General features: G+C 52.8%; 20 protein-coding genes. 9 read left to right on the top strand and 11 right to left on the bottom strand.

All coding sequences use genetic code 11. From position 1 onward, the window contains the following. Positions 1-211: 211 nt before the first annotated feature. Positions 212-580 (top strand): hypothetical protein, encoded by a 369-nt coding sequence (locus EG028_RS18600; protein ID WP_120515837.1) that lies wholly within the window; start codon positions 212-214, stop codon positions 578-580. A gap of 72 nt (positions 581-652) precedes the next feature. Here EG028_RS18600 and EG028_RS18595 read toward each other — a convergent pair whose 3' ends face one another. Further along, a complete protein-coding gene (locus EG028_RS18595; RefSeq protein ID WP_120515836.1) occupies positions 653-4,102 on the bottom strand; it encodes a pyruvate carboxylase in 3,450 nt (1,149 codons plus the stop codon). A gap of 327 nt (positions 4,103-4,429) precedes the next feature. On the opposite strand from EG028_RS18595, the gene xerD reads away from it, so the two are divergent. Then, positions 4,430-5,326, top strand: coding sequence for a site-specific tyrosine recombinase XerD (gene xerD, locus EG028_RS18590; RefSeq protein ID WP_120515835.1), 897 nt, complete (start codon positions 4,430-4,432; stop codon positions 5,324-5,326). Between the two features lie 253 nt (positions 5,327-5,579). Here xerD and EG028_RS27755 read toward each other — a convergent pair whose 3' ends face one another. Next, complete coding sequence (locus tag EG028_RS27755; protein WP_162946364.1) at positions 5,580-6,422, bottom strand: hypothetical protein; 843 nt, start codon at positions 6,420-6,422, stop codon at positions 5,580-5,582. Positions 6,423-6,877: 455 nt separating this feature from the next. On the opposite strand from EG028_RS27755, the gene EG028_RS18580 reads away from it, so the two are divergent. The 5 genes from EG028_RS18580 to EG028_RS18560 all read left to right on the top strand — a co-directional run bounded on the left by EG028_RS18580 (position 6,878) and on the right by EG028_RS18560 (position 10,397). Next, positions 6,878-7,273 carry a hypothetical protein gene (locus tag EG028_RS18580; protein WP_120515834.1) on the top strand — a complete coding sequence of 132 codons (396 nt, stop codon included), beginning with the start codon at positions 6,878-6,880 and terminating at the stop codon, positions 7,271-7,273. 40 nt (positions 7,274-7,313) lie between these two features. After that, positions 7,314-7,958 (top strand): hypothetical protein, encoded by a 645-nt coding sequence (locus tag EG028_RS18575; RefSeq protein ID WP_120515833.1) that lies wholly within the window; start codon positions 7,314-7,316, stop codon positions 7,956-7,958. After that, entirely contained in the window at positions 7,955-8,752 is a 798-nt protein-coding gene (locus tag EG028_RS18570; RefSeq protein WP_162946362.1) for a sensor histidine kinase, read from the top strand. Before EG028_RS18575 ends, EG028_RS18570 begins: the two co-directional genes overlap by 4 nt. A 19-nt stretch (positions 8,753-8,771) precedes the next feature. Beyond that, positions 8,772-9,431, top strand: a complete 660-nt coding sequence (locus tag EG028_RS18565) for a response regulator transcription factor (RefSeq protein WP_120515831.1) — start codon at positions 8,772-8,774, stop codon at positions 9,429-9,431. A gap of 117 nt (positions 9,432-9,548) precedes the next feature. Next, positions 9,549-10,397 (top strand): DUF2911 domain-containing protein, encoded by an 849-nt coding sequence (locus EG028_RS18560; protein WP_120515830.1) that lies wholly within the window; start codon positions 9,549-9,551, stop codon positions 10,395-10,397. 264 nt (positions 10,398-10,661) lie between these two features. On the opposite strand, the gene EG028_RS18555 is transcribed toward EG028_RS18560, so the two are convergent. The 5 genes from EG028_RS18555 to EG028_RS18540 form a co-directional block, all read right to left on the bottom strand. Beyond that, a complete protein-coding gene (locus tag EG028_RS18555) occupies positions 10,662-12,374 on the bottom strand; it encodes a sodium:solute symporter (protein ID WP_120515829.1) in 1,713 nt (570 codons plus the stop codon). Continuing rightward, entirely contained in the window at positions 12,371-12,496 is a 126-nt protein-coding gene (locus tag EG028_RS28015) for a hypothetical protein (RefSeq protein ID WP_262707119.1), read from the bottom strand. Before EG028_RS28015 ends, EG028_RS18555 begins: the two co-directional genes overlap by 4 nt. Further along, complete coding sequence (locus tag EG028_RS18550) at positions 12,496-12,648, bottom strand: septum formation initiator (RefSeq protein ID WP_120515828.1); 153 nt, start codon at positions 12,646-12,648, stop codon at positions 12,496-12,498. Before EG028_RS18550 ends, EG028_RS28015 begins: the two co-directional genes overlap by 1 nt. Before the next feature lie 7 nt (positions 12,649-12,655). Continuing rightward, positions 12,656-15,133 carry a PIG-L family deacetylase gene (locus tag EG028_RS18545; protein ID WP_120515827.1) on the bottom strand — a complete coding sequence of 826 codons (2,478 nt, stop codon included), beginning with the start codon at positions 15,131-15,133 and terminating at the stop codon, positions 12,656-12,658. Positions 15,134-15,264: 131 nt separating this feature from the next. Then, positions 15,265-15,594 (bottom strand): DMT family protein, encoded by a 330-nt coding sequence (locus EG028_RS18540; protein WP_120515826.1) that lies wholly within the window; start codon positions 15,592-15,594, stop codon positions 15,265-15,267. 156 nt (positions 15,595-15,750) lie between these two features. On the opposite strand from EG028_RS18540, the gene EG028_RS18535 reads away from it, so the two are divergent. Continuing rightward, positions 15,751-18,126: an ABC transporter permease gene (locus tag EG028_RS18535; RefSeq protein WP_120515825.1), complete on the top strand. Its 2,376-nt coding sequence runs from the start codon at positions 15,751-15,753 to the stop codon at positions 18,124-18,126. An 87-nt stretch (positions 18,127-18,213) separates the two neighbouring features. Here EG028_RS18535 and EG028_RS18530 read toward each other — a convergent pair whose 3' ends face one another. Together EG028_RS18530 and pyrR are read right to left on the bottom strand one after the other, a co-directional pair. Further along, positions 18,214-19,158, bottom strand: a complete 945-nt coding sequence (locus tag EG028_RS18530) for an aspartate carbamoyltransferase catalytic subunit (RefSeq protein ID WP_120515824.1) — start codon at positions 19,156-19,158, stop codon at positions 18,214-18,216. Between the two features lie 23 nt (positions 19,159-19,181). Beyond that, positions 19,182-19,712 carry a bifunctional pyr operon transcriptional regulator/uracil phosphoribosyltransferase PyrR gene (gene pyrR, locus EG028_RS18525; protein WP_120515823.1) on the bottom strand — a complete coding sequence of 177 codons (531 nt, stop codon included), beginning with the start codon at positions 19,710-19,712 and terminating at the stop codon, positions 19,182-19,184. A 69-nt stretch (positions 19,713-19,781) separates the two neighbouring features. Here pyrR and EG028_RS18520 point away from each other — a divergent pair, with 69 nt between their 5' ends. Then, a complete protein-coding gene (locus EG028_RS18520; protein ID WP_241559076.1) occupies positions 19,782-20,303 on the top strand; it encodes a peroxiredoxin in 522 nt (173 codons plus the stop codon). Between the two features lie 210 nt (positions 20,304-20,513). Here the strand turns inward: EG028_RS18520 and pruA are convergent, their stop codons facing one another. Continuing rightward, positions 20,514-22,145, bottom strand: coding sequence for an L-glutamate gamma-semialdehyde dehydrogenase (pruA, locus tag EG028_RS18515; RefSeq protein ID WP_120515822.1), 1,632 nt, complete (start codon positions 22,143-22,145; stop codon positions 20,514-20,516). 52 nt (positions 22,146-22,197) lie between these two features. Continuing rightward, a protein-coding gene (gene prfB / locus EG028_RS18510; protein ID WP_120515821.1) for a peptide chain release factor 2 occupies positions 22,198-23,293 on the bottom strand; the annotation gives its coding sequence in 2 pieces (ribosomal slippage) (positions 22,198-23,232 and positions 23,234-23,293; 1,095 coding nt in all). Positions 23,294-23,348: the final 55 nt, after the last annotated feature.

Here is a 23,348-nt window from a genome sequence, read left to right as displayed (position 1 = left end):
AGTAATGATTTCCGGCAGTTACCTTAGGGGTTATCAGACATAAAAGTAGGCGCAGCGCATATCACACGGAAATTTGAGAGGGCGAAATGCGGAATAAGCAAGATGAGATGCTGAAGGGAGTTGGTAAACGGTTCAATGTATTTTGGAAATATCTTTTCTATGGGCATCAAAAGTTGTATAGTTTTATGCTTTCAAAAAAAACTTAGATGATATGGGTACCTACAATCTGTTGATCGCGGAAGTAACATGCGCGCACTGCGGGGTAAAATACGATACCCGTATCCAGTTCAAGTACGGTCTGTTGTGGTTGATAGAATACCAACCCGGAGACACCATTCAATGGGACACTTCCAGATGGAACGGAAGATACGATGCCGGCAGTGCTGCTCTGAAGAAAGTCAAGGTCTACGGCAGCAATGAACTGGACGAATGTCCACTTTGCAACAGAAAAACTGTGGAAGAATTCGACATTTTTATTGAGCGTAACATTATCACAAGTTTCTCTCCGATGGAGACTTATCAATGTTACCTTGAAAGCGATATAGATGATAATGGCGATTATGTACTGCTGGAAGCATAATAATCTGTGAAAGCAGAAAGCCCGTGCAAATCGCACGGGCTTTCATTTTTATATACTTTCATCGTTTTACTTCTATTCCAGCTCCACCACCAGGTCGTCCTGCTGCACCATGGTGCCTTCGCGCAGGTGAATGGTTTTTACTTTTGAATCGCGTGTGGCCGTTACCGTGGTTTCCATTTTCATAGCCTCGATGATGAACAGCGGCGTATTTGCGCTGATGCTGTCGCCGGATTTCACCAGCAGCTTGGACAGCTTGCCCTGTAAAGGCGCGCCCACTTCCAGTTCCGGGTTGCTCACCTTTTTATTCACCGGTACTTCGCTCTTTACGGAACGGTCGCGTACCTGCACGCGGCGGGTATAACCGTTCAGCTCAAACACGACCGTGCGCATGCCGCTTTCGTCCGCGGGCAGTACGTACAGGAGTTTGACGATGATGGTCTTGCCTTTGCTGAGCGTGATCAGTATCTCCTCTCCCAGTCTCAGGCCGTAGAAAAACGCCGGCGTCGGGATGGCTTCCACGTTGCCGTATACCTGCGCGTGCTGGTAATATTCCTCGAACACTTTCGGGAACATATGGAAGCTGAGATAGTCCAGGAACTCGGCCAGCGGGTACTTCAGCTGGAAGGCCGCAAAGTCGCTGTCGAAGTCCACCGGCGCGAGGTGTGCGTTCGGTTTGCCGTTCAGCGGCTCCTGCCCTTTCAGTACGATCTTTTGCAGTCTGGCGGGGAACCCTCCATAAGGCTGGCCTATTTCTCCTTTGAAGAAACCCTGCACAGAGGCGGGGAAAGCCAGGTTGCGGGATTCGTCCATCACGTCGGCAGCAGTCAGGTTGTTCGAGGTCATGAACAGGGCCATGTCCCCTACTACTTTCGAGCTGGGTGTTACTTTCACGATGTCACCAAAGAGTTGGTTCACCACAGCGTAATTGTGTTTGATGGTCTCCAGCTTGTCGCCGAGGCCGAGGGATTCAGCCTGCTGGCGCAGGTTAGAGTACTGGCCGCCGGGGATCTCGTTTTCGTACACCTGTGCGGTGCCCGCTTTCATATCCGATTCAAAGGGATAATAGTACTCGCGTACATCTTCCCAATAATTGCTGTATTCGTTGAGCGACGCAAGATTCATGGGCTGGCTACGCTCGTGGCCTTCCAGGATGGAGGCCATAGAGTTCAGGTTCGGCTGCGAGGTGAGCCCGCTGAGCGATGCGATCGCGCAGTCCACTACGTTTATACCGGCCTCGATGGCTTTCAGGTAGGTGGCCGCCTGTACGGACGCTGTATCGTGCGTATGCAGCACGATGGGCAGCTTCACGGCTTCGCGGAGGGAACCTATCAGCACGGTGGCGGCCTGCGGCTTGAGGAGGCCCGCCATGTCTTTGATGCAGAGCATGTGCGCGCCCGCGTCTTCAAGGCGTTTGGCGAGGTCCAGGTAATAATTGAGGGTGTATTTGCTGTTGTCTTTGCTGAGGATGTCTCCCGTGTAGCTGATGGCAGCCTGCGCCAGCGACGTGGTGTTGTTCCGTACGAAACCGATGCTGGGCGTCATGGCCCCGATATCGTTGAGGGAATCGAAGATGCGGAAGATGTCTATGCCGTTCTCCGACGCCTTCTCGATGAACTTCGCGATCAGGTTTTCAGGATAAGCGGAATACCCTACGGCGTTGGAGCCACGGAACAGCATCTGGAGCAATACGTTCGGCATATGCTCACGCATGAGCTGCAGCCTTCGCCAGGGGCACTCGTGCAGGAAACGCATCGCCACGTCGAAGGTGGCGCCGCCCCATACTTCCATAGAGAATATCTGCGGGTTGTTCCGCGTATATCCTTCCGCTACGGCCAGTATATCCTTGGTGCGCACACGGGTGGCCAGCAGGCTCTGGTGTGCATCACGGTAAGTGGTATCTGTAAAGTAAACAGGCTTTTCGTTGCGCAGCCACTGGCTGAAGTCCTCGCGGCCCATAGTGAGCAGCCTGTTGCGGCTGCCTTCCGGCACGGGGGCCAGCGGATCAAAGGAAGGCACGTGCGGGACACGGAACTTGCGGCCGTCGTGTTTGCCTTTTACGTCGGGATGGCCGTTCACGGTCACATCCGCGATGTACATCAGCGTTTTGGTAGCGCGGTCGCGTATCTGGGAGAGTTTGAACAGTTCGGGATGCTGATCTATAAAGCCTACGGTACAGTTGCCTTTACGGAAAGTATCGTGGGTGATCACGTTCTCCAGGAAGCGGATGTTCGTTTTCACGCCCCTGATCCGAAACTCTTTCAGGGTACGGAGCAGGCGGCTGGCCGCGCCGCTGAGCGTACGGCCCGAAGCGGTCACTTTCACCAGCATGGAATCGAAGAAGGGCGAGATCTTTACGCCGGAATAGGCGCTGCCCTCATCCAGCCTGATCCCGAAGCCGCCCGCGTTGCGGTAGGCAATGACGGTACCGTAATCCGGGGTGAAGTTGTTTTCCGGGTCTTCGGTGGTTACGCGGCACTGGATGGCAAAGCCATTCAGGCGCACGTCGTCCTGGTTTTTGAGGAAGATCTCGGGATCGGAAAGATGGTGGCCTTTGGCGATCAGGATCTGTGAACGCACGATGTCTATGCCGGTCACTTCTTCCGTCACGGTATGTTCCACCTGGATGCGCGGGTTCACTTCAATAAAGTAGACCTTGTTCTGACGGTCTACCAGGAACTCCACGGTACCAACGTTATTATATCTTACTTCGCGGGCTAACGCCAGCGCATACCCGTAAATTTCATTGCGTGTTTCAACGGGCAGGTTCGGGGAAGGCGCGATCTCCACCACTTTCTGGAAACGGCGCTGCACGGAGCAGTCGCGCTCGTACAGGTGCACGATGTTCCCGTGGTTGTCGCCCATGAGCTGCACTTCGATGTGTTTGGGCTCTTCGATGAACTTTTCGATGAAGATGGTATCGTCGCCGAATGCTTTGCCGGCTTCGCTGCGGGCTTCCAGGAAGGATCTCTCCAGCTGGCTTTCATCACGCACCACGCGCATGCCGCGGCCGCCGCCGCCGGATGCCGCTTTGAGCATAATAGGCAGGCCGATGCGCCTGGCTTCTTTTTTCACGGTCTCCACATCATCCAGTTTCACCTGGCTGTCTTCGATCAGGGGCACATTCACGCGGCGCGCCAGCGTTTTGGCGGCTACTTTGTCACCCAGCTGGGCCATTACCTCGGGGTCCGGGCCAATGAAAATGATACCTTCTTCCTTGCACCGGCGTGCGAACTGCACGTTTTCGCTGAGGAAACCGTAACCGGGATGAATAGCGTCCACCTGCTGGGTCTTAGCGAGGTGAATGATCGCTTCAATGTCCAGGTACGGCTTCAGGGGCTCTTCATCTTTTCCTATCTGGTAAGCTTCGTCCGCCTTGTAACGATGGAGGGAGTAACGGTCTTCATATGTGAAGATCGCCACGGTCCTGATCCTTAATTCCGAGGCCGCTCTTAAAATCCGCACGGCGATCTCGCCGCGATTAGCTACTAACAGCTTGTGTATCCTTTTTAGCGAATCCGACATAACAGTGGTTTGGCAGTCAATATAACATTAATGCTAAAAATCAGCGGGCATAAAAGTAGTAAAAGAATCAGGTTTTTTCTTTGTTTATTTCTAAAAATTACAGGCAATTCGTAAAATATATTCAAACATGCCTGTGATATGAGGCTATTTGTCCAAAAATACGGCTATTAATAGAAATATTATTTAATACGAAGGAAAGATGTGTCTGGGATACACTATGAGATGGGGTTGACAGCAGTACGGGGAATGATTGATTTGTTTAATGTGACGATTGGGATATACGGGTTAACGTGGCCCTGTAAAAAGATAACGTATTATCTTGCGGTCATGTGGGAAGCAGCGATCAACGGATTTAAGATACACCTCAGGCTGGAACGTTCCCTGTCTGCCAATACCATTGAGGCATACGAACGGGATGTGCTGGCGCTCACACGTTACCTGGTGATGGAAAACAAACCCCTGGCCCCCGAAGACGTGACGCTGGAGGAGCTACAGGGCTGCGTGCGGTGGGTGGCTTCCCTGGGCATGACGGCCACCTCGCAGAGCAGGATCATTTCCGGGATCAAAACCTTCTTCCGGTTCCTGCTGCTGCAGGATATGATCAAGGCGGACCCTACCCAGCTGCTGGAAGCGCCCAAGGTACGCCGCAAGCTGCCGGACTTCCTCAGTTTTGAAGAGATAGAGCTGCTCATCGGCCAGATAGACCTCAGCAAACCGGAAGGCCACCGGAACAAGGCTATCCTTGAAACCATGTACAGCTGCGGCCTGCGGGTAAGCGAGGCGGTCAGCCTCCAGATCTCGCACCTGTATTTCGACGAAGGGTTTATCCGCGTGATCGGCAAGGGTAATAAAGAACGGTTGATCCCAATCGGCAGCTCCGCCGTAAAACATATAGAACTTTATTACGAAGGCACCCGCCGGCATATGGCCGTAAAAAAGGGGCATGAGGACATCCTTTTTCTCAACCGCCGGGGCGCGGCGCTCAGCCGGGTCATGATCTTCCTGATGATCAAGGAGCTGGCGGGAAAGGCGCAGATCAACAAAACCATTTCACCGCATACTTTCCGGCATTCCTTTGCCACCCATCTCGTGGAGGGCGGGGCAGACCTGGTGGCCGTGCAGGAAATGCTGGGGCACGAAAGCATCACCACCACGGAAATATACACCCATCTGAACCGCGAATACCTGCGGGACATGCTTCAGCAATATCACCCCGGGTTCTGACGGGCAGTGGCCATCATAGCCGGAACCCACTCCGGAGGGCAGCCGGTGCATGCGCACCAGTCACAAAAATGCCCGTTGCCGGGCAGCCCCCTTTCGGGAGCCGGGACATACGGGTGTAAATTTTATAAGCAAAACGATTTTGAAGAACCTCCAGCGCCCTGGGGCGGAAGGAAAGAAAAAACAGCTGCCTGTGGGAGGCTTGGCTGAGGGTAGGCAGCTGTTCGTAGAATTGGGGCTTTCCAACATTGGAGGACTAGTACATTACGTACCGGTCTTTATAATTACTTTTTGTGTTTTTGTTACTGATAAAGTCACTGATCCAGCCCGTGAGCCTTGCGGCTTTTTTTTCCGCGGCGGCAGGCACTACGGCGAGGTTAATTTTCGTACAGTTGGCCACCTGCTGCCGTTCGGGCTGCAGGGCATTGTCCGGGTCTTCGCTCCAGATAAGCCCGTGGTTGCCGAATACTTTAAAATAAACATCAGGGCCTGGTTTGCCACCGGGGCGGTTAAAATACAGTTTGTAGCGGCCTGTTTCGCCGGTGAAGGCGATAGCCAGGGGCTTCCGCGTAAGGGCGTTATACACTTCCACCCTCACTCCTTTCAGCACTTCATGCGTTTCGAAATGCCTGACGGTGCCGGCAATAGCCCAGGCGCCGAATTCCCTGCGGATGGCGGACCATTTGTCCGACGGTACCACGTAGGCAAAAGCGGCCAGGTACTTGTCCCGCGAACGTTTCCAATGCGGCACGAAGGTGCTGAGATGATACTGGATCCATTCCTGTTGGCCTTGATCTCTGCCGGGTACGTTGTTCAGGCAGATATCCATTTCCAGCGGTTCGGTGAACAGGTGCAGGTCTTCCCAGCTGATGCTGAAATTCCCCCGTTCGTCCAGCCGGGATTCGGCCAACAGGCGTTCTTCCTTGGACTGCACATCTCTTTCGGACAGCAGCCTTAAGTCTTTAAAAATACCGCGCGCCAGCTCGTCCGCCTCGTAAGGCGTACCCGGAAGATAGATCCGGATGCGGGCGTTGGCGAGAGGTTCAATACACTCTTCACAAATCAGCGCAGAGATGTTTCCGATTAACAGGTAACTCATAGCGATCACTTTTGGTTCTACAAAATTGGGGGTAACGATCTTTTTCTTTATCTGCCGGTATCCGGGCCACCGGCTGCCCTCTGCATACTAACGAAACAAACGATGGTAGAAAGGCCCGAGTGCGTGTAAAAAATATTGGAATTAACACGGTCTACAACCCTCCTTACGTCCTCATGTTCACTATTACAAAGGTTGGTAAGAATGAGGACCGAATCAAGCGTTGATACCCGAAAAATGGGAATGCGTACTTATACGCATTTTATAGGGAGAACCACGCAAAAGGGCATCCCCAAGGTTGGGTATAAGCCCTTCAGAATCCGCAGTGGGCGCGATTGTAATTGGCATTCAAGGCCTGAATACAGGCTGGGCGGAGGGTTTGCCTCCTCTTTGAAAAGTGGGATTTTGTAATAATTTTACCACCGACATTTTCTAACTAACTCTAAAAAAAGCAACACATGTCAAAGTTCTCCAAAGAAGCAGGGAAATTTCTCTCCCTGCTAAAAGGCTCCAAACAAACGCAAGCCTACCGGATCGACCAGATCGATCGTAAAAAACACAAAGATCCCTTATTGTCCGGCTTCTTCGGTATCGACAAGATCCACGAACTGCTGGCCAACAAACCTACCGCTTCCGGCATCCGCATTTATTATGGATTGGATATTGACGGTGACGGCAAGCGCGACAAAAAATTCCTCCTGGTAGCCTGCGACGCTGAAGGCAATGACATCATCCCTTCCGCCACCGCGCACCTGGAAAAAGATGGTGAACCAGCCTCGGACATCCTGGGAACAGACACTTATTGCCCTTATGATTGCCCCAAGGCCAATCCATTGAATTCAGATAACGGATAAAGACTACTAAGTGCTGCTTCATCACATTTTTTGGTATTGCATGTTGGGGATCGAAGCCCTGCTTCTGATCCCCTTTGCAATAAGCTCCAAACTGTTCAACAAAGAACAACGACTTATATACATCTACCTGATCTCCGCCGTATTCTACGGTTTAGGGTGTGAAGTGTTTGCACGGCTGTATGGCAACAACATGGCGTTCATTTCCTGTATGATGTTGATCCAGTTCTACATTCTCTCCTTTTTTTATTTAAGGGTCCTTAAAAGCGAAAAAATTCACAAAGCCATCCGGATATTGCTGGTGGCATGTACCGTCATATTCCTGGCAGACATTACCGTACTGGAGGGGTACCTGAAATTCAACTCCATATTTATCTCTATACGCACCTTTGTACTGATCGTGTATGCGATCCTCTTTTTCCTCCAGCTGACGCGGGATGAAAATCTGATAGAACAGTCCATTTTTATCAACTCCCTCCCCGTCTTCTGGTTCAACGCCGGTTTATTCGTGGAAATGTGCTGTTCCTTCATGCTCAACCTCTCCTATAACATGATCCAGCAGGCCGGTCCGCAGGAGGTACTGGTAAATATGTACCGCATTACAGCTGCCTTAACATGGATTGCAGGCATAATTCAGGTCTTTCTTTTTTATATTGGGCTTCAAAAGATAAAAAAGGCCAAGGCATGAACGGAACGTTGCAGTTAATATTGATAGGTACCATCGTGATGCTCAGCCTCGGGATTTTTGTGGTGATCATGGTCGTGTTGCAACAGAAACAGGTAGTCCAGTACAAACTCATCCTGAAGGACAAGGACCTGCAGCTGCAGAAGGAACGCCTCGTGGCGGTATTGCAGGGGCAGGAAACCGAGCGCAAAAGGATCGCGGAAGACCTGCACGACGAAGTGGGCGCCCAACTGTCTGTGCTGAAACTTTCGCTCAACCACCTCCAGCAGCTGGCCGGGAACGGGGAAAAGGAAAAGATCAAAGAAACCAAGGAGTTTGCAGATTCCATTATCCAGCAGCTCCGGTTCATCTCCCAAAGCCTGCATCCCACCACCCTGGAAAATCTCGGGCTCAGCCATGCGCTGGATTCCTTTTCCAGCCTGATGAACAAAAACCGCGAGATCCTCATCTCCTTCCGGACGGACGGCACCAGCTACAACGTGGACCGGGAGAAGGCATTGAACATCTACCGCGTAGTACAGGAGCTGATGAACAACATCCTGAAACACGCCGAAGCACGCCATGTGCAGATCACTTACCAGAGCACCCCTTCCCTGCTCACCATCCGCGTGGAAGACGACGGGAACGGCAAACTCATCGACAAATTCGAGGAACAGCGGAAAAAGACAGGCCACCTGGGTTTAAAAAATATCGAAAGCCGTTTGAATATTATCGGGGGAAACATCACCTTTGTGAAGAATTCTCCAGCCGGTACAGTAGCCGAAATCACGGTGGAGAACTATCAGCCTCTTATTTAAGCCATATAAATAACCATTTATGCTGCCGCCCATCAAAGTTGCGATTGCGGACGACCATAAGATTTTCCGGAGCGGGGTGATCAATACATTGACCCCTTATGAAAACATTAATGTCGTTTTTGAAGCTGAAGACGGCGAACACCTGTTGCAGATCATGCAGGACCAGCAACCGGACGTGATACTCATGGACCTGAAAATGCCCAAAATGGACGGCATACAGGCTACTATCAAGGTAAAAGAAAAATACCCGCAGGTGAAGGTGATCATCCTCACCATGTATGAAGACGACAACTTCATTGTCCATCTCGTGGAAAACGGCGCCAATGCCTACCTTCTGAAAAACAGCGAACCCGAAGAAATATACGAGGCCATCTGCACCACTTACGACAAGGGCTTTTATTTTAACGAAAACGTAAACCTGGCCCTGCTCAAAAAAGTACTGCACAAAAACAAGCAGCAGTTCAAGCCCACCTTCAAAAACGAAGTACAGCTCAGCGACCGCGAGCTGGAAGTACTGAAGCTCATCTGCAACGAATACACCACCCAGGAAATAGCCGAACAGATCTTCCTCAGCTCCCGCACCGTGGAAGGCCTTCGCCAGAAACTGCTGGAAAAGCTGAACGTAAAGAATACCGTCGGGCTGGTGTTATACGCCTTCCGGAACGGCCTCATCGAGTAGTCAGCCTGGATTTCTGACGTTTCATCCAGATTTAATGTCCGGTAACCCGTTTTCTTCCGCAAAACCGGCATAAATTGCAGTGCAAATTCTTTACTACCACCAATTAATATGCGAACTATGAAGCAACTATCCGCGTTTCTTTCCGGCGTAGCACTGTGTGTTATGACGGCCGCCGCTGCGCAGGCGCAGGGCATTAAGATGCCGGCTCCAAGCCCCACCCAGACTATCAAGCAGGATTTTGCCCTGTCTTCTGTTGAAGTAACCTACTCCCGCCCGCTGGCCAAAGGCCGCGTGATCATGGGCGACCTGGTGCCTTACGGCAAACTCTGGCGTATGGGCGCGAATGCCGCTACCAAGATCAAATTTGGCGAGGACGTGAAGCTGAACGGTACACCCGTGCCCGCGGGCGAATACGTAATGTATGGCGTTCCTTCCCCTGAAGGCTGGGAAATCGTGATCAACAAAGGCCTGAAAAACTGGGGCATTGACGGTTACAAAAAAGAGGAAGACGTAGCCCGTTTCAAAACCGAAACCCAGGAGCTGCCCTTCCCTATCCAGTCATTCATGATCCTGTTCGAAAACGTGCGCCCTGACGCCATGACCATGATGATCAGCTGGGACCGCATCCTGATCCCCGTTGAGATCACCGCCGACATTGACGGTAAAGTAATGGCTTCTATAGACGAAGCCATGAAAACAGAGAAAAAACCTTACTTCTCTGCCGCTGTGTATTACTACGAAACCAACCGCGACATGAAGACCGCCCTGGATTACATCACCAAAGCAAGCGAGCAGCCAGAGAACGCGAAAGCATTCTGGATACTCCACTGGAAAGCAAAGATCCAGGCTAAATCAGGTGATAAAGCAGCAGCCAAAACAACTGCCGAGAAATCCATCGCGCTGGCTAAAGAAGCCAACAATGCCGATTACGTGGCGCTGAACGAGAAGCTGATCGCTTCCCTGTAAGCACTCCGGTATATTTAATACAGCAGGCTGTCTCTTGCGGGACAGCCTGCTGTATTTTTATGAAGTATGTAGTATGATGATAATGGGATTAGAGGCCGTATGAGGCCGGTATGAGGGAAGTATGAAGCAGGTTACACCGGAGTATGAAGCAAGTAAGATAACTGCATCATCGGGGTACCATCGAGGCATACTTGGACTTTACTTGGACTTTACCTGGACTTTACCTGGACTTACCCTGGACTTAGAATAGGCAAATCAGGTGATTTATGCCCCTTTCAGCCCCGGTTTGCCGCCCCGGATATTCATCAGCAGCTGGCACAGACCGGCAAAGATCATCACCAGGCCGCAGCCGATCGGGTTCAGCCAGAGGAAAGAAACATAATCGTTCAGGTAAATAAAGATCACCAGCCCTTCCGCAATCAAAGCGCCCCAGAAGATGGCGCTGCCCTTTACAAACTTCATAGAAAACGCTGTTACAAATATCCCAAGAATAGTGCCGTAAAACAAGGACCCGAGGATATTCACCGCTTCTATGAGACTGCCCAGGCCGCTGGCAAACTGGGCCACGGCGATGCTGAAGATGCCCCAGATGAGCGTCCATATTTTGGAAGCGCGGAGGTTTTCGGCATCTGTGCCGTTGGGGCGGATCATGCGCTGGTAAATGTCCACCATTGTAGTGCTGGCCAGCGAATTGAGCGCGGCTGCGATGCTGCCCCAGGAGGCCAGGAAAATAATAGCTATCAGCAGGCCCACCATGCCTTTCGGCAGGTTGTCCACCACAAAATGCAGGAAGATGTAATTGGTATCATTGGTCTCCGCGGCCGGGTCCACTTTTTGGATGAGCCTTCCCGCGTGTGCGCGCACCGTGTCCGATGCTGTTTCTGCGTCTTTCAGCGCCAGCTTCGTGGATTCCACGGCGTTTTGATCTTCCGATTTCATAGCAGCGGCCATGGCTTTTACATACCCGGCCTTCTGCAGGGAAAGGGAATCATACCGTTGCTCCAGCACCTGCATTTCAGGGGCGTAGGCGGAATTGTGCACTTTGTTCAGCAAACCCTGGTTGAAGTTGATCGGCGCGCGGAAATACAGGTAAAACACAAATACCAGCGCACCTATCAGCATGATCAGGAACTGCATAGGCACTTTCACCAGCCCGTTCATCAGCAGCCCCATACGGCTTTCTGTGAGGGTTTTGGCGGTGAGATAACGGCCTACCTGGCTCTGGTCCGTACCGAAGTAAGAAAGCGCCAGGAAAAACCCGCCGATGACCCCGCTCCAGATATTGTACCGGTCATTCCAGTCAAAATCCGTGACGATCACATTCAGCTTGCCCATTTTGCCGGATACGTGCAGGGCTTCTGAAAACCCGATGTCCTCCGGCAGCAGGTGCACCACCACCCATCCCGCCAGGAACATCCCGATGAAGATAATGGCCAGTTGCAGGCTTTGTGTATAAGACACTGCCTTGGTGCCGCCGTACATCGTGTAAATGATGAGCAGGCCGCCCATGAACAGGTTTGTATAATAAATATTCCAGCCCAGTAAAGACGAGAGGATGATACTGGGCGCGTAAATGCTGATACCCGTGCTGAGCGCACGCTGCAGCAGGAACAGGAAACTGGTGAGCGTTCTTGTTTTCAGGTCGAAGCGCTGCTCCAGGTACTCATATGCCGTGATCACCTTCAGCCGGTGAAAAATGGGCACAAAAAAGATACAGATCACGATCATGGCCAGCGGCAGCCCGAAATAATATTGCACGAAACGCATCCCGTCCGTGTACGCCTGGCCCGGCGCGCTCAGGAATGTAATGGCGCTGGCCTGTGTACCGATGATAGATAGCAGGATGATATACCATGGCATAGAGCGGTTGCCCAGGAAGTAACTGTCCAGGTCTTTCTGACCGCGGCTCTTCCAGACGCCATAGAGGATGATAAAGATGAGGGTGCAGGATAGAACTATCCAGTCTAAAAAGCTCATGAATAGTTTTTAGTGAAGAAATAGAAAAAGACGATCAATGCGGCGAGCACACCCGCTACCAGCCAGTACCATACTGACCAGCTGGAAAATACCGGCGGCTTTTCTTCTGGTGTTTCCTGCATTATTTACCTCTTTTTGATAATAAACCGCCGCCCAGCAAACCCAATGCCAGCCCTATCATCAGGCCGATATGCACGCGTTTGATCGCAAAACCGATGACAAGGCCTATGATGATGCACATGGCTGCGGATATCGTCACTCTTTCGTTTCTCATGGTCCTTTTATTTTGAAAGCATGTTTACAAATAACCGGTAAGCGCCGGGCACACCCGCCGGCAGCTGGCGGAAAAACGCCAGGCCGGTGTAAATGTACCTGCCCTCGCCGTAGGCGGCCACGATGGTAGAACCATCCATCGGCTTTTCGCCGGGATCGTTCATTTCAAAGGGCTGCTGGTATTCCCCGCTCAGGTCCGAGGGGAAATAAAGGCCACGCTCCTGCACCCATCCTTCGAAGTCTTTTTCGGAGATCGTATTCGGGTAGGTGAAAAGGCGGTCCTGCGGGCGAAGGAACTTCACGGGCGCCTGCTCGTTCGTCACCCTGTCCCGCGAAAGCCTGAAAGGATAAGGCCCCAGCTGGTCCGTTACCAGTCCGCCGTTTGTGTTGTACTGCACCACCAGCGTGCCGCCGTTCTTCACATACTCCATCAGGCGCGGCTGCCAGTAGCGGAGCCTGTCCTGCGTATTGTAAGCGCGTACGCCGGTGATGATGGCGTCATACTCTTTGAGGCTGCCGCTCATGATGTCTTTTTCGGACAGCAGGGTAACGCTGTACCCTACCTGGCGGAGCGATTCAGCCACCTTGTCCCCCGCGCCCGGAATATACCCCAGCCTGCGGCCGTTGTACTTCAGGTTCACGGTCACCAGCCTTGCGCCGGCGGTTGGGAAAATATTGATGGCGGGAATATGGTCATATTCGATAGTAGTGATACTGTTCGTGTATTCCTGTCCGTTAACCTCCATGGCTACGGTCATCGTGTCCGTAATATTCTGGCCGTTCACTTTCAGCGGCGTCACCTGGAAGCTTACTTCGGTTTCATCGCCTTTACGGTTCAGGCTGAAGGGAATGGAAGTTTTGTCCGCCTTAAAACCAGCTGGCAGCTGAAGTTTCACGGAGCCGCTCACTTTTTCTTTCATCGCCCTGATCTTTACCGGTACGGTCTGCGGGGCGGCCTGGGTGTAGATAAACACCTGGTTGTCCAGCTGCGCCACCACCGGCGGGGCGATCACGAGCGGGCGGAATACTTCTCCTTTTACAGGATCGGTGAATTTGAAGATAAAAGGCCTTGTTACTGCCAGCGTCTGGTCACCGAATTGCAGGTAAAACGTGGTGGTAAGCGAAGGGATATTTTCCGGGTTGCCGATCAGCGCTTCGTTGCGGATGCTGTAAGTGCCCAGCGGGTGCGGGTCCTGTAGCCAGTAAGGTTGCGAGATGGACGTTTGCGCCGGTATGGTCACTTCTTTTTGCAGGGAAACAAATTTATTGAACACCAGGTCCTGCTTTACAGTACCGTCTTCCACGCCGTTGATGCTGATCTTTTGCAGCGTCACGGGTACATTGCCGCGGTTGATAAGCTGGAGATTGCCGCCCATCGGGCCGCCGGGCACCACTTCCGCCACGGTGGAAAATGCTTCCGCCCAAATGCCGGAACACGCCAGGATCAGTTGGTCCGTTTCTTTAAGTTTCACGGTTTTCCAGTACCCATCCGGCAACGCCAGGATGGAAGAACGTATAGCCAGCAGCGTTGGTACGCTGGCGGCGGGATTGTGCATGTCATATTTTTTCGTGGCTGCCACGATCTGTTCGCTGATGGCCGCTCCGCCATTCACACGGTTCCAGCCGGTCTGTACGCCGTCCATCAGGTCTTTGCGCGGCGCATCGCCTTTGATGGTACTGAAATACTCGATGGCCGTACCTCTTGACGAAGGCACGCCGAAGCCCTGGCTTTTGTGCTGGGAACGGCTTTCCGCGGCTATTTCGCCGTAGCCTTTACCCAGCAGCGGGTTGTATGAGCCGGCGTCTATTTTGAACTGATCTTCCGAAGTGTTGTTGTTGCCCCCGAAGTTGTAATTATTCCACAACAGCCGTTTGGCCTGCCAGGGTTTTACGCTGCTGAGCTGCTCCGGGTATTGGGCAGGGTCGGCGGCGGCGGTGAATGCTTCCGCGGCAAGAATGGCGGATGCGGTGTGGTGACCGTGGCCGGCGCGGCTATCCGCCGGGAAGCGGCAGATGATCACATCGGGCTGGAATTTGCGGATCACCCATACCACGTCTCCGAGGATCTTTTTGCGGTCCCAGATGGTGAAGGTCTCTTCAGGATTTTTGGAGAAGCCGAAATCGTTCGCGCGGGTGAAGAACTGTTCCGCCCCGTCTATCCTGCGGGCAGCCAGCAGTTCCTGTGTGCGGATAAGGCCCAGTAGTTCGGCCTGTTCATTGCCGATAAGGTTTTGCCCGCCATCGCCGCGTGTAAGCGAGAGATAACCGGTGCGGTAGCAGCTTTCGCGGGCCAGGAATGCCAGCAGGCGCGTATTTTCATCGTCAGGATGGGCGGCTACATAAAGCACGCTTCCCAGCGTATTGAGTTTCTTGAGCTGAACCTGTATGTCTGCGGCATTCATAGCGGGCGCCGTTTGTGCATGAAGGCCTGAAAGGCCCGCCAATACAGCAACGGCCAACCCGATAACGGATCGTATTTTAAACATGGGAATAGTTACCAATTATATCAAGTTGTCAAAAATAGTCATTTATCCCGGCAAGTGTTTACCGTTGGTGGATTTATGCGCAGCGGCATAGGTGGCCGTAAAGGCCAGTAGGGTAACCAGGATATGTCTTTTCATTTTTTAAACATAAAGTAAACCGCGCCCAGCAGGAGCGAAAAAGAAATAAGATAATTCCAGCGCAGCGGTTCTTTGAGGAACATCACGGCAAACACACAAAATACGGTCAGCGTGATCACTTCCTGGATCATTTTAAGCTGAAAGCCGTTGAACCCTTCCAGGTAACCGAGGCGGTTGGCCGGCACCATAAAACAGTATTCAAAAAAAGCGATGCCCCAGCTTACGAGCACCACTTTCCACAGGGGGATATTCGTATTCTTCAGGTGGCCATACCAGGCGTAAGTCATGAATACATTGGAGATCAGCAGCAAAATTATCGTACGCATACACTAAACTAATATTTTTTGTGCTATGTTCTTCCCCGGACAACGAATGTACATAAACGAACATACAATAATATTTTAGAATACGTATCCCTCTCTTTCCTAAATAGCCGGCGGCTGGCATTCCCTTTGGGAACAGGAAATCATTAAATTAACCGCATGATCCGTAATTACCTTCTGCTTGCCTACCGGAATATTGTCAGGCACAAACTGTTCACCGCCATCAACCTCATTGGCCTGGCGATGAGCATGAGCCTTTGTATGATGGTGATATTGCATGTGGCGGACTTTCTTTCGTACGACCGCTTTCACCCCCATGGCGGCCGTATCTACCGCCTGCTGACGGAGATGCGCAATCCCGAAGGCAAAGAATTCCTGCTGGCCAGTTCGCCGCTACCGCTGAAAGACGCCATACGCGGAGACAGTACGCTGGTGGAGGACGCAGTAAACCTCTACCCTGCCCTGAAAGGCACAGCCCGTATAGGCGACCGTTCCCTGCCCTTGTATGGCGCATTCACGACGCCTTCGTTTTTTAAGGTATTCGGGTTCAGGCTGGCAAAAGGCAACGAAACGACGGCGTTGCTGCAGCCCAACGGCATCATCCTTTCCCATGAAGCGGCGCAGCGTTATTTTGGTAATGCGGACGCGATGGGCAAAACGCTGGAGATAGACCCGCTGGGCGCTTTCCAGGTAACGGGTGTGCTGGAGCAGCGGACAGATAAATCGCATATCGAATTTGAAGCGTATGCACCGGCCATAGCCGTGCCGCAGCTGGAGAAAAACAAACTGCTGCCGGAAAAAACAAACTCCTGGAATACTGTTTCCGAAGCTTATACATACGTACTGCTGCAACCCGCCGCCGGCAAGGCGCAACTGCAATCCTCGCTGGACCGGCTCGCCAAAACGCTTTTTAACGATCCCAAACAGGGCAGTATATCATTCCCCGTACAGCCGCTCAGCCACATTACGCCCAGCTGGGAAGAAACGTACAACAACATCGGCAGCGGCCAGAGCTGGGGCAAAGTGTTCGCCGAAATCGGGCTGGGGCTGATCATTCTGATATCCGCCTGTTTTAATTATACCAACCTCTCCATCGCCCGTTCCCTTTCAAGGGCCAAAGAAGTAGGCATCCGCAAGGTAGCCGGAGCTTCCAGGTTCCAGGTGTTCGGGCAGTATATCATGGAAGCCGTGATCATCACGTTTTTAGCACTGGGGCTGGGATACATCATGCTTACGGCCGCGCAGCATAGGAACCTCTTCAACGCCAATACCGGCGTGGTAAACGAACTGCTGCAATGGAAAATGCTGCTGGCATTTGTAACCTTCAGCGTGCTCACCGGGCTGCTGGCCGGCACTTTGCCCGCCTGGATACTCTCCGCCTTCAACCCGGCGGAAGTACTGAAACGCCTGCCCTCCCACCGCGTGTTCGGGAAGATGGGGCTGCGCCGGAGCCTGCTGGTGTTTCAACTGGCGTTGTCGCTCATTATTACCGTATTCCTCTTTGCGTTTTACCGCCAGTTCTCCTATATGGCCGATGCGAACAAAGGATATCAGCCCGAAGGCGTGCTCACGATAAAACTGCAGGGCAACCCGGATCACCTGGTACGCCAGGAAGTAGCCGCACTGAGCGGTGTGGAAGCCGTATCCGGTGCGTCTTACGACTTCAAAAAGTATCTGGGCAGCCGTTTGTCCGTCAAAAGCAGCGTCTCCAAAGAGCCTGCTGCCATGGATTATTATTCAGCCGATGAAAACTTCCTGGATGTAATGGGATTGCGGCTCGCTGCCGGGCAAAACTTTCGCGCGGGCCAAACCGGCCAGTTGCTGATCAACGAAAAAGCGGCCATCAGCCTCGGCTTCAAAGACGCTGCCAGCGCGGCCGGGCAACCGGTGCAGGTGAACGACACCGTATCCGCTACAGTAGCCGGCGTGCTGAAGGATTTTAATTACCAGCACCTCGGCCAACCCATCCGCCCTATGGCCATCGTGGCCAATGGCGGGGATTACAGCCTGCTGCAGGTGAAAGTAAAAACGGCGGATCATGACCAGTTTCAGCGGAAAGTAACGGCCATATGGGCGAAACTCTATCCCGGTGAACCCGTACAGGCAGAGTGGCTGGCGGAAGAACTGTACCGCAACCAGAAGCAGGGTGACAGTATTTCTTTCCTCGGTTATATCTCCATCATGACGGTGCTCATTGCCGTGATGGGCCTGCTGGCGATGGTGATCTATTCCACCGCCCTGCGCAAAAAAGAGATCGGTGTACGGAAAGTGATGGGTGCGGACGTCAAAAGCCTCGTGCTGCTGCTTTCACGCGGGTTCCTGAAAATGATCCTGATAGCAGGCTGCATCGCTTTGCCGTTGGGCTGGCTGGCAAGCAACTTTTTCCTGAACAGCTTCCCTTACCGGATCAATTTTGGCTGGGGTAGCGTGATGGCCTGTTTCCTGGCGGTGCTGGCGATATGCCTGCTGGCGATCGCTTCGCAAACCTGGCGGGCGGCAAGCGCCGATCCTACGGATAGTTTGCGGAATGACTGATCAGAAACTTCTTCAATTGTGTACATAAAAAAACTCCCGGCATTGACGCCGGGAGTTTTTGTTTTATCTCGAAGAGTTGGTTCGTGTTTATTTGGCAGTGGCCGGTTCCTTTTCGTTCCTGCCCAGCAGGTACAGCACCGCCATCCTTGTGGCTACGCCGTTCTCCACCTGGTCCAGGATGATGCTCTGGCCGGAGTCCGCTACATCGGAGCTCAGCTCCACGCCCCTGTTGATGGGGCCGGGGTGCATGATCACGATGTCTTTTTTCAGGCTGTCCAGCAGCTTGCGGTTCACGCCGTAGGCAAGGGAATATTCGCGCAGGGAGGAAAACAGCGGCATGTTCTGCCTTTCCAGCTGTATGCGCAGCACGTTGGCCACGTCCGCCCATTCCAGGGCTTCGCGGATGTTGTAGCTCACGTTTACGTCCAGCGCCTGTGCGATATGTTTGGGAATGAGCGTCGGGGGGCCTACCACGGTCACTTCCGCACCCAGTTTTTTGAGACAGTAAATATTGGAGAGGGCTACGCGGGAGTGCATGATGTCCCCGCAAATCGCGATCTTTTTGCCTTCCACGCTTCCCAGCCGCTCGCGGATAGAAAAGGCATCCAGCAGGGCCTGGGTGGGATGTTCGTTGATACCATCCCCCGCGTTCACGATGGGCACATTGATGTGTTTGCTGAGGAAGTGCGGGGCGCCGGTGGCGGAGTGGCGCATCACGACCATATCCACTTTCATGGACAGGATGTTGTTCACCGTATCGATCAGGGTTTCGCCTTTGGATACCGAGCTGCCGGACGCGGAAAAGTTCACCACATCGGCCCCCAGCCGCTTTTCAGCCAGCTCAAAGGAGATGCGCGTGCGCGTGGAGTTCTCGAAAAATACATTGACGATGGTAGTATCCCGGAGGGTGGGCACCTTCTTGATCGGACGTTGTAAAACTTCCTTGAATTGATCGGCGGTTGTAAAGATGAGCTCTATATCCTGACGCGTCAGTTCGCGTATACCCAGCAGATGTTTAACAGACAGTGACATTCTAAGGTGCAAATATAAGAGGTTTAAGCAATCAACACAACTTCATCTTTACCATCCCGGTCTTTCCACAGCACTTTTACGCGCTCGGTAATGATAGCGTCTATCGTGCGGCCGGTGTAATCGGGCTGTATGGGCAGCTCACGGCTGAAACGCCGGTCTATCAGCACCAGCAGCTCCACGGCGGCGGGGCGGCCGAAATCCACCAATGCGTCCATGGCGGAGCGGATCGTCCTTCCCGTGTACAGCACATCGTCTATCAGTATCACACGCTTGTTATCTATGGAAAAATCGATATCGGTTTCATTGGGTACCTGCAGGCCCTTGCCGGACTTGTAATCGTCCCGGTAAAAGGTAATGTCCATTTTACCATAAGGGATGTCCGTACCGGGCAGCAGCTGCTGAAGGTTGTGATAGATCCTGTCCGACAGGTAAATACCCCGGGGCTGTAGCCCGATGATCACGGTATTACTGAAATCCAGGTGATTTTCAATCAGCTGGTGGCTTAATCTTTCAATTGTTATTGCTAATTGCCGGTCTGTAAGAATAGATTTCAAAACAAAGGGTATTTAATAAAGGTCAAAAATAAGGATTAATGTAATTTTGAGCGTATAATCATTCTGATCATGAAATTCCTTCAAACCATGCTGATAACTTTGGGCCTTTTCGGCTTATTCGGCTCAGACGCCAAATCGCAGATCGCCACCGGCGCCACCGTACCGGACTTTTCCCTGCAGGACCAGAACGGGCAGACCTTCAAACTGTCTTCCGCCCTGGCCAAAGGCCCCGTAGTAGTGTATTTCTACCCGAAGGACGATACCCCGGGCTGCACCAAGGAAGCCTGCTCTTTCCGTGATTCCTTCTCCGAATTCCAGGACGCGGGCGTACAGGTGGTAGGCATCAGCTCGGACGATGTGGCTTCCCACAAGAAATTCGCCGAGAAATACAAACTGCCTTTCACCCTCCTGAGCGACACCAAAGGCGATGTACGCAAACTGTTCGGTGTGCCCAAAACCATGATGATCCCCGGCCGCGTTACTTATGTGCTGGACAGCAAAGGCAAAGTGGTGCACCAGTTCAACTCCATGAACCAGGCTACGCAACACGTGGAAGAAGCCATGGAGGCAATCAAGAAGCTGAAAGCTTAAACCGCTCTTCTTACAGGTATCAAAGCGCCTGTTCCGGCGCTGAAGGGGCAGGACCGCCCCGCCCTGAACGCATCAGGATTGATTCAACATTCCTTCAAGGTTGGGGAAAAGGTGCCTGTAAATGCCTTTAAACAGGCTTTTGCAAAAAAAACATACGCATAAAAAAAGCCGCCCGGGATGACCAGGCGGCTTTTTTATATGAATGATCTTTTATGCTTCTTTCAGGAAAGGATAACGGTAATCCGTAGGCGGTACCAGTGTTTCCTTCACGGTCCTGGCGCTCAGCCAGCGGTAAAGGTTCAGCTGGGAGCCGGCCTTGTCGTTCGTACCGGATGCCCTTGCACCGCCGAAAGGCTGCTGGCCTACCACGGCGCCGGTGGGTTTGTCGTTCAGGTAGAAGTTGCCGGCGGCGTTCACCAGTTTCTTCGTAGCCTGGTCCAGCGCGTAACGGTCCTGTGCCAGCACGGCGCCGGTGAGGGCGTATTCGCTGGTACCGTCCACCAGTTCGAGGGTTTCTTCCCATTTCTCAGCGTCGTAAACATATACGGTGAGCACGGGGCCGAATATTTCCTCGCACATGGTCCTGTATTTGGGATCGGTGGTTTCTATCACGGTAGGCTCAATGAAGTAACCTTCCGTTTTGCTGTAGTTGCCACCCGCGATGATCTTCGCTTTGGGATCCTTCTTAGCGTCTTCAATATAAGCGGCGATCTTGTCGAAAGAACGTTCGTCGATCACTGCGTTGATGAAGTTGCTGAAATCCTCGGTAGTGCCCATTTTCATGGTCTTCAGCTCAGCGGCGAGTTTTGTTTTGATCTCGTCAGCAATGTTGCTGGGGAGGTAAGCGCGGGAAGCGGCGGAGCATTTCTGGCCCTGGTACTCGAAAGCACCACGTGCCAGTGCGGTCACCACTGCGTCCGGGTTCGCGGATTTGTGCGCGATCACGAAGTCTTTACCGCCGGTTTCGCCTACAATGCGCGGGTACGTTTTGTACTTCGCGATATTGTTGCCGATGGTCTTCCACATGGTCTGGAATACGCCGGTGGAGCCGGTGAAGTGGATACCCGCGAAATCAGGGTGCGCAAAACATACGTCCCCGATGGTGGGGCCGTCCGCATACACGAGGTTGATTACCCCGTCCGGCAGACCGGCTTCGATGAGCACCTTCATAAAAAAAGATGCGTGGTATACCTGTGTATTGGCGGGTTTCCAGATCACCACGTTGCCGCACATGGCGGCGGAGGTGGGTAGGTTGCCCCCGATAGCGGAAAAGTTGAAGGGTGTTACCGCCAGTACGAAACCTTCCAGCGGGCGGTACTCCAGGCGGTTGTGCACGCCGGGGGAGCTTACGGGTTGCTGACGGTAGATTTCGGTGAGGTAGTGTACGTTGAAGCGCAGGAAGTCGATCAGTTCACAGGCGGCGTCTATCTCAGCCTGGTAGGCATTTTTGCTCTGGCCCAGCATGGTGGCGGCATTGGTATGCGCGCGGTATTTGGTGGCGAGCAGTTCGGCTGCTTTCAGGAATACGGCGGCGCGTTGTTCCCAGGGCGTGTCCGCCCATTGCTGGCGTGCCGCCAGGGCTGCGCCGATGGCGTCTTTTACGTGGCTGGCGTCTCCCATATGGAAGTGGCCCAGCTTGTGTTTGATCTCATGCGGGGGGCGGATGTCCACCGTTTTGCCGGTGCGTACTTCTTTGCCGCCGATGTACATGGGGATGTCCAGCTCAACGGCCTTAAAAGCGGCCAGCTGCTGCTTGAGTGCTGCTCTTTCCGGGGAGCCCGGTGCAAAGCTCATTACCGGTTCATTGCCTGGTGCTGCAAAGTCAAAATAAGCATTGTGCATGGCTTTGATTTTGTTGTTTCGGTTTAGAATAATAATGGTGGTCCGGCTATGCTCAGCCTTTCTCATCTTCTTTCTGCATCATCAGGTATGCCTTGATAAACCCGTCCAGCTCTCCGTCCATGACAGGGCCTACGTTTCCAACTTCATGGTCGGTACGGTGGTCCTTGATCATCTTGTACGGATGGAAAACATAGGAGCGGATCTGCGAGCCCCATTCGATTTTGCGTTTGTTTGCGTTGGTGGCGTTTTTCAGCTCTTCCCTCCTGCGGATCTCCTCCTCGTAAAGGCGGGATTTCAGCATGGTCAGCGCCTTTTCCCGGTTCTCACCCTGGGTACGGCTCTGCTGGCATTCGATGATGATGCCGGACGGAATGTGCTTCAAACGTACCGCTGTTTCCACCTTGTTCACGTTCTGCCCGCCTTTACCGCCGGAACGGTAAAATTCCCATTCCAGGTCTGCGGGGTTCACGGTCACTTCGATGGTGTCGTCCACCAGCGGGTACACGAAAACGGAAGCGAAGGAAGTATGCCTGCGGGCGTTGGAGTCGAAGGGCGAAATGCGCACGAGGCGGTGAACGCCGCTTTCGGCCTTGAGAAGGCCGTAGGCAAAGTCCCCGTCAAATTCCAGGGTGGCGGATTTGATACCGGCGCCATCCCCGTACTGCACGTCTATCTCGCTTACTTTCCAGCCTTGCTTTTCGCCGTACATGCGGTACATGCGCAAAAGCATTTCCGCCCAGTCCTGGCTCTCCGTGCCGCCCGCGCCTGAGTTGATGGTCAGTACGGCCGGCATTTCGTCCTCGGGCTGGTTCAGCGTGCTCTTGAACTCCAGCTCGTCCAGCGCCCTGAGGGCGGCGTCGTATGCTGCGTTCACTTCTTCTTCAGACGCGTCGCCTTCTTTCTGGAATTCCTGCAAGGTGGCACTGTCGTCTATGGCAGTGCGCACATTGTCATACAGGTCTACCCAGAATTTGTGCACCTTGATCTCTTTCAAAATTGCAGTAGCCCTTTCATTGTCGTCCCAGAACCCGGGGGCGAGGGTCATCTGCTTATCATTTTCTATTTTGTCTATGCGGTCCTGTACGTTAAAGAAAACCTCCCAGGACGTACAAGCGGTCCCTCATAGCTTTAAGTTGCTCTGCTGTCATAAGTCCGCAAAGATAAATCTTTATTAATGAATTATGAAACCGCATAAGCAGTTCA

Source organism: Chitinophaga barathri, from assembly GCF_003807585.1.
GTDB lineage: Bacteria > Bacteroidota > Bacteroidia > Chitinophagales > Chitinophagaceae > Chitinophaga > Chitinophaga barathri.
Note: the sequence above shows the minus strand (reverse complement) of the source record. Positions and strands in the feature narration are given on the sequence as shown.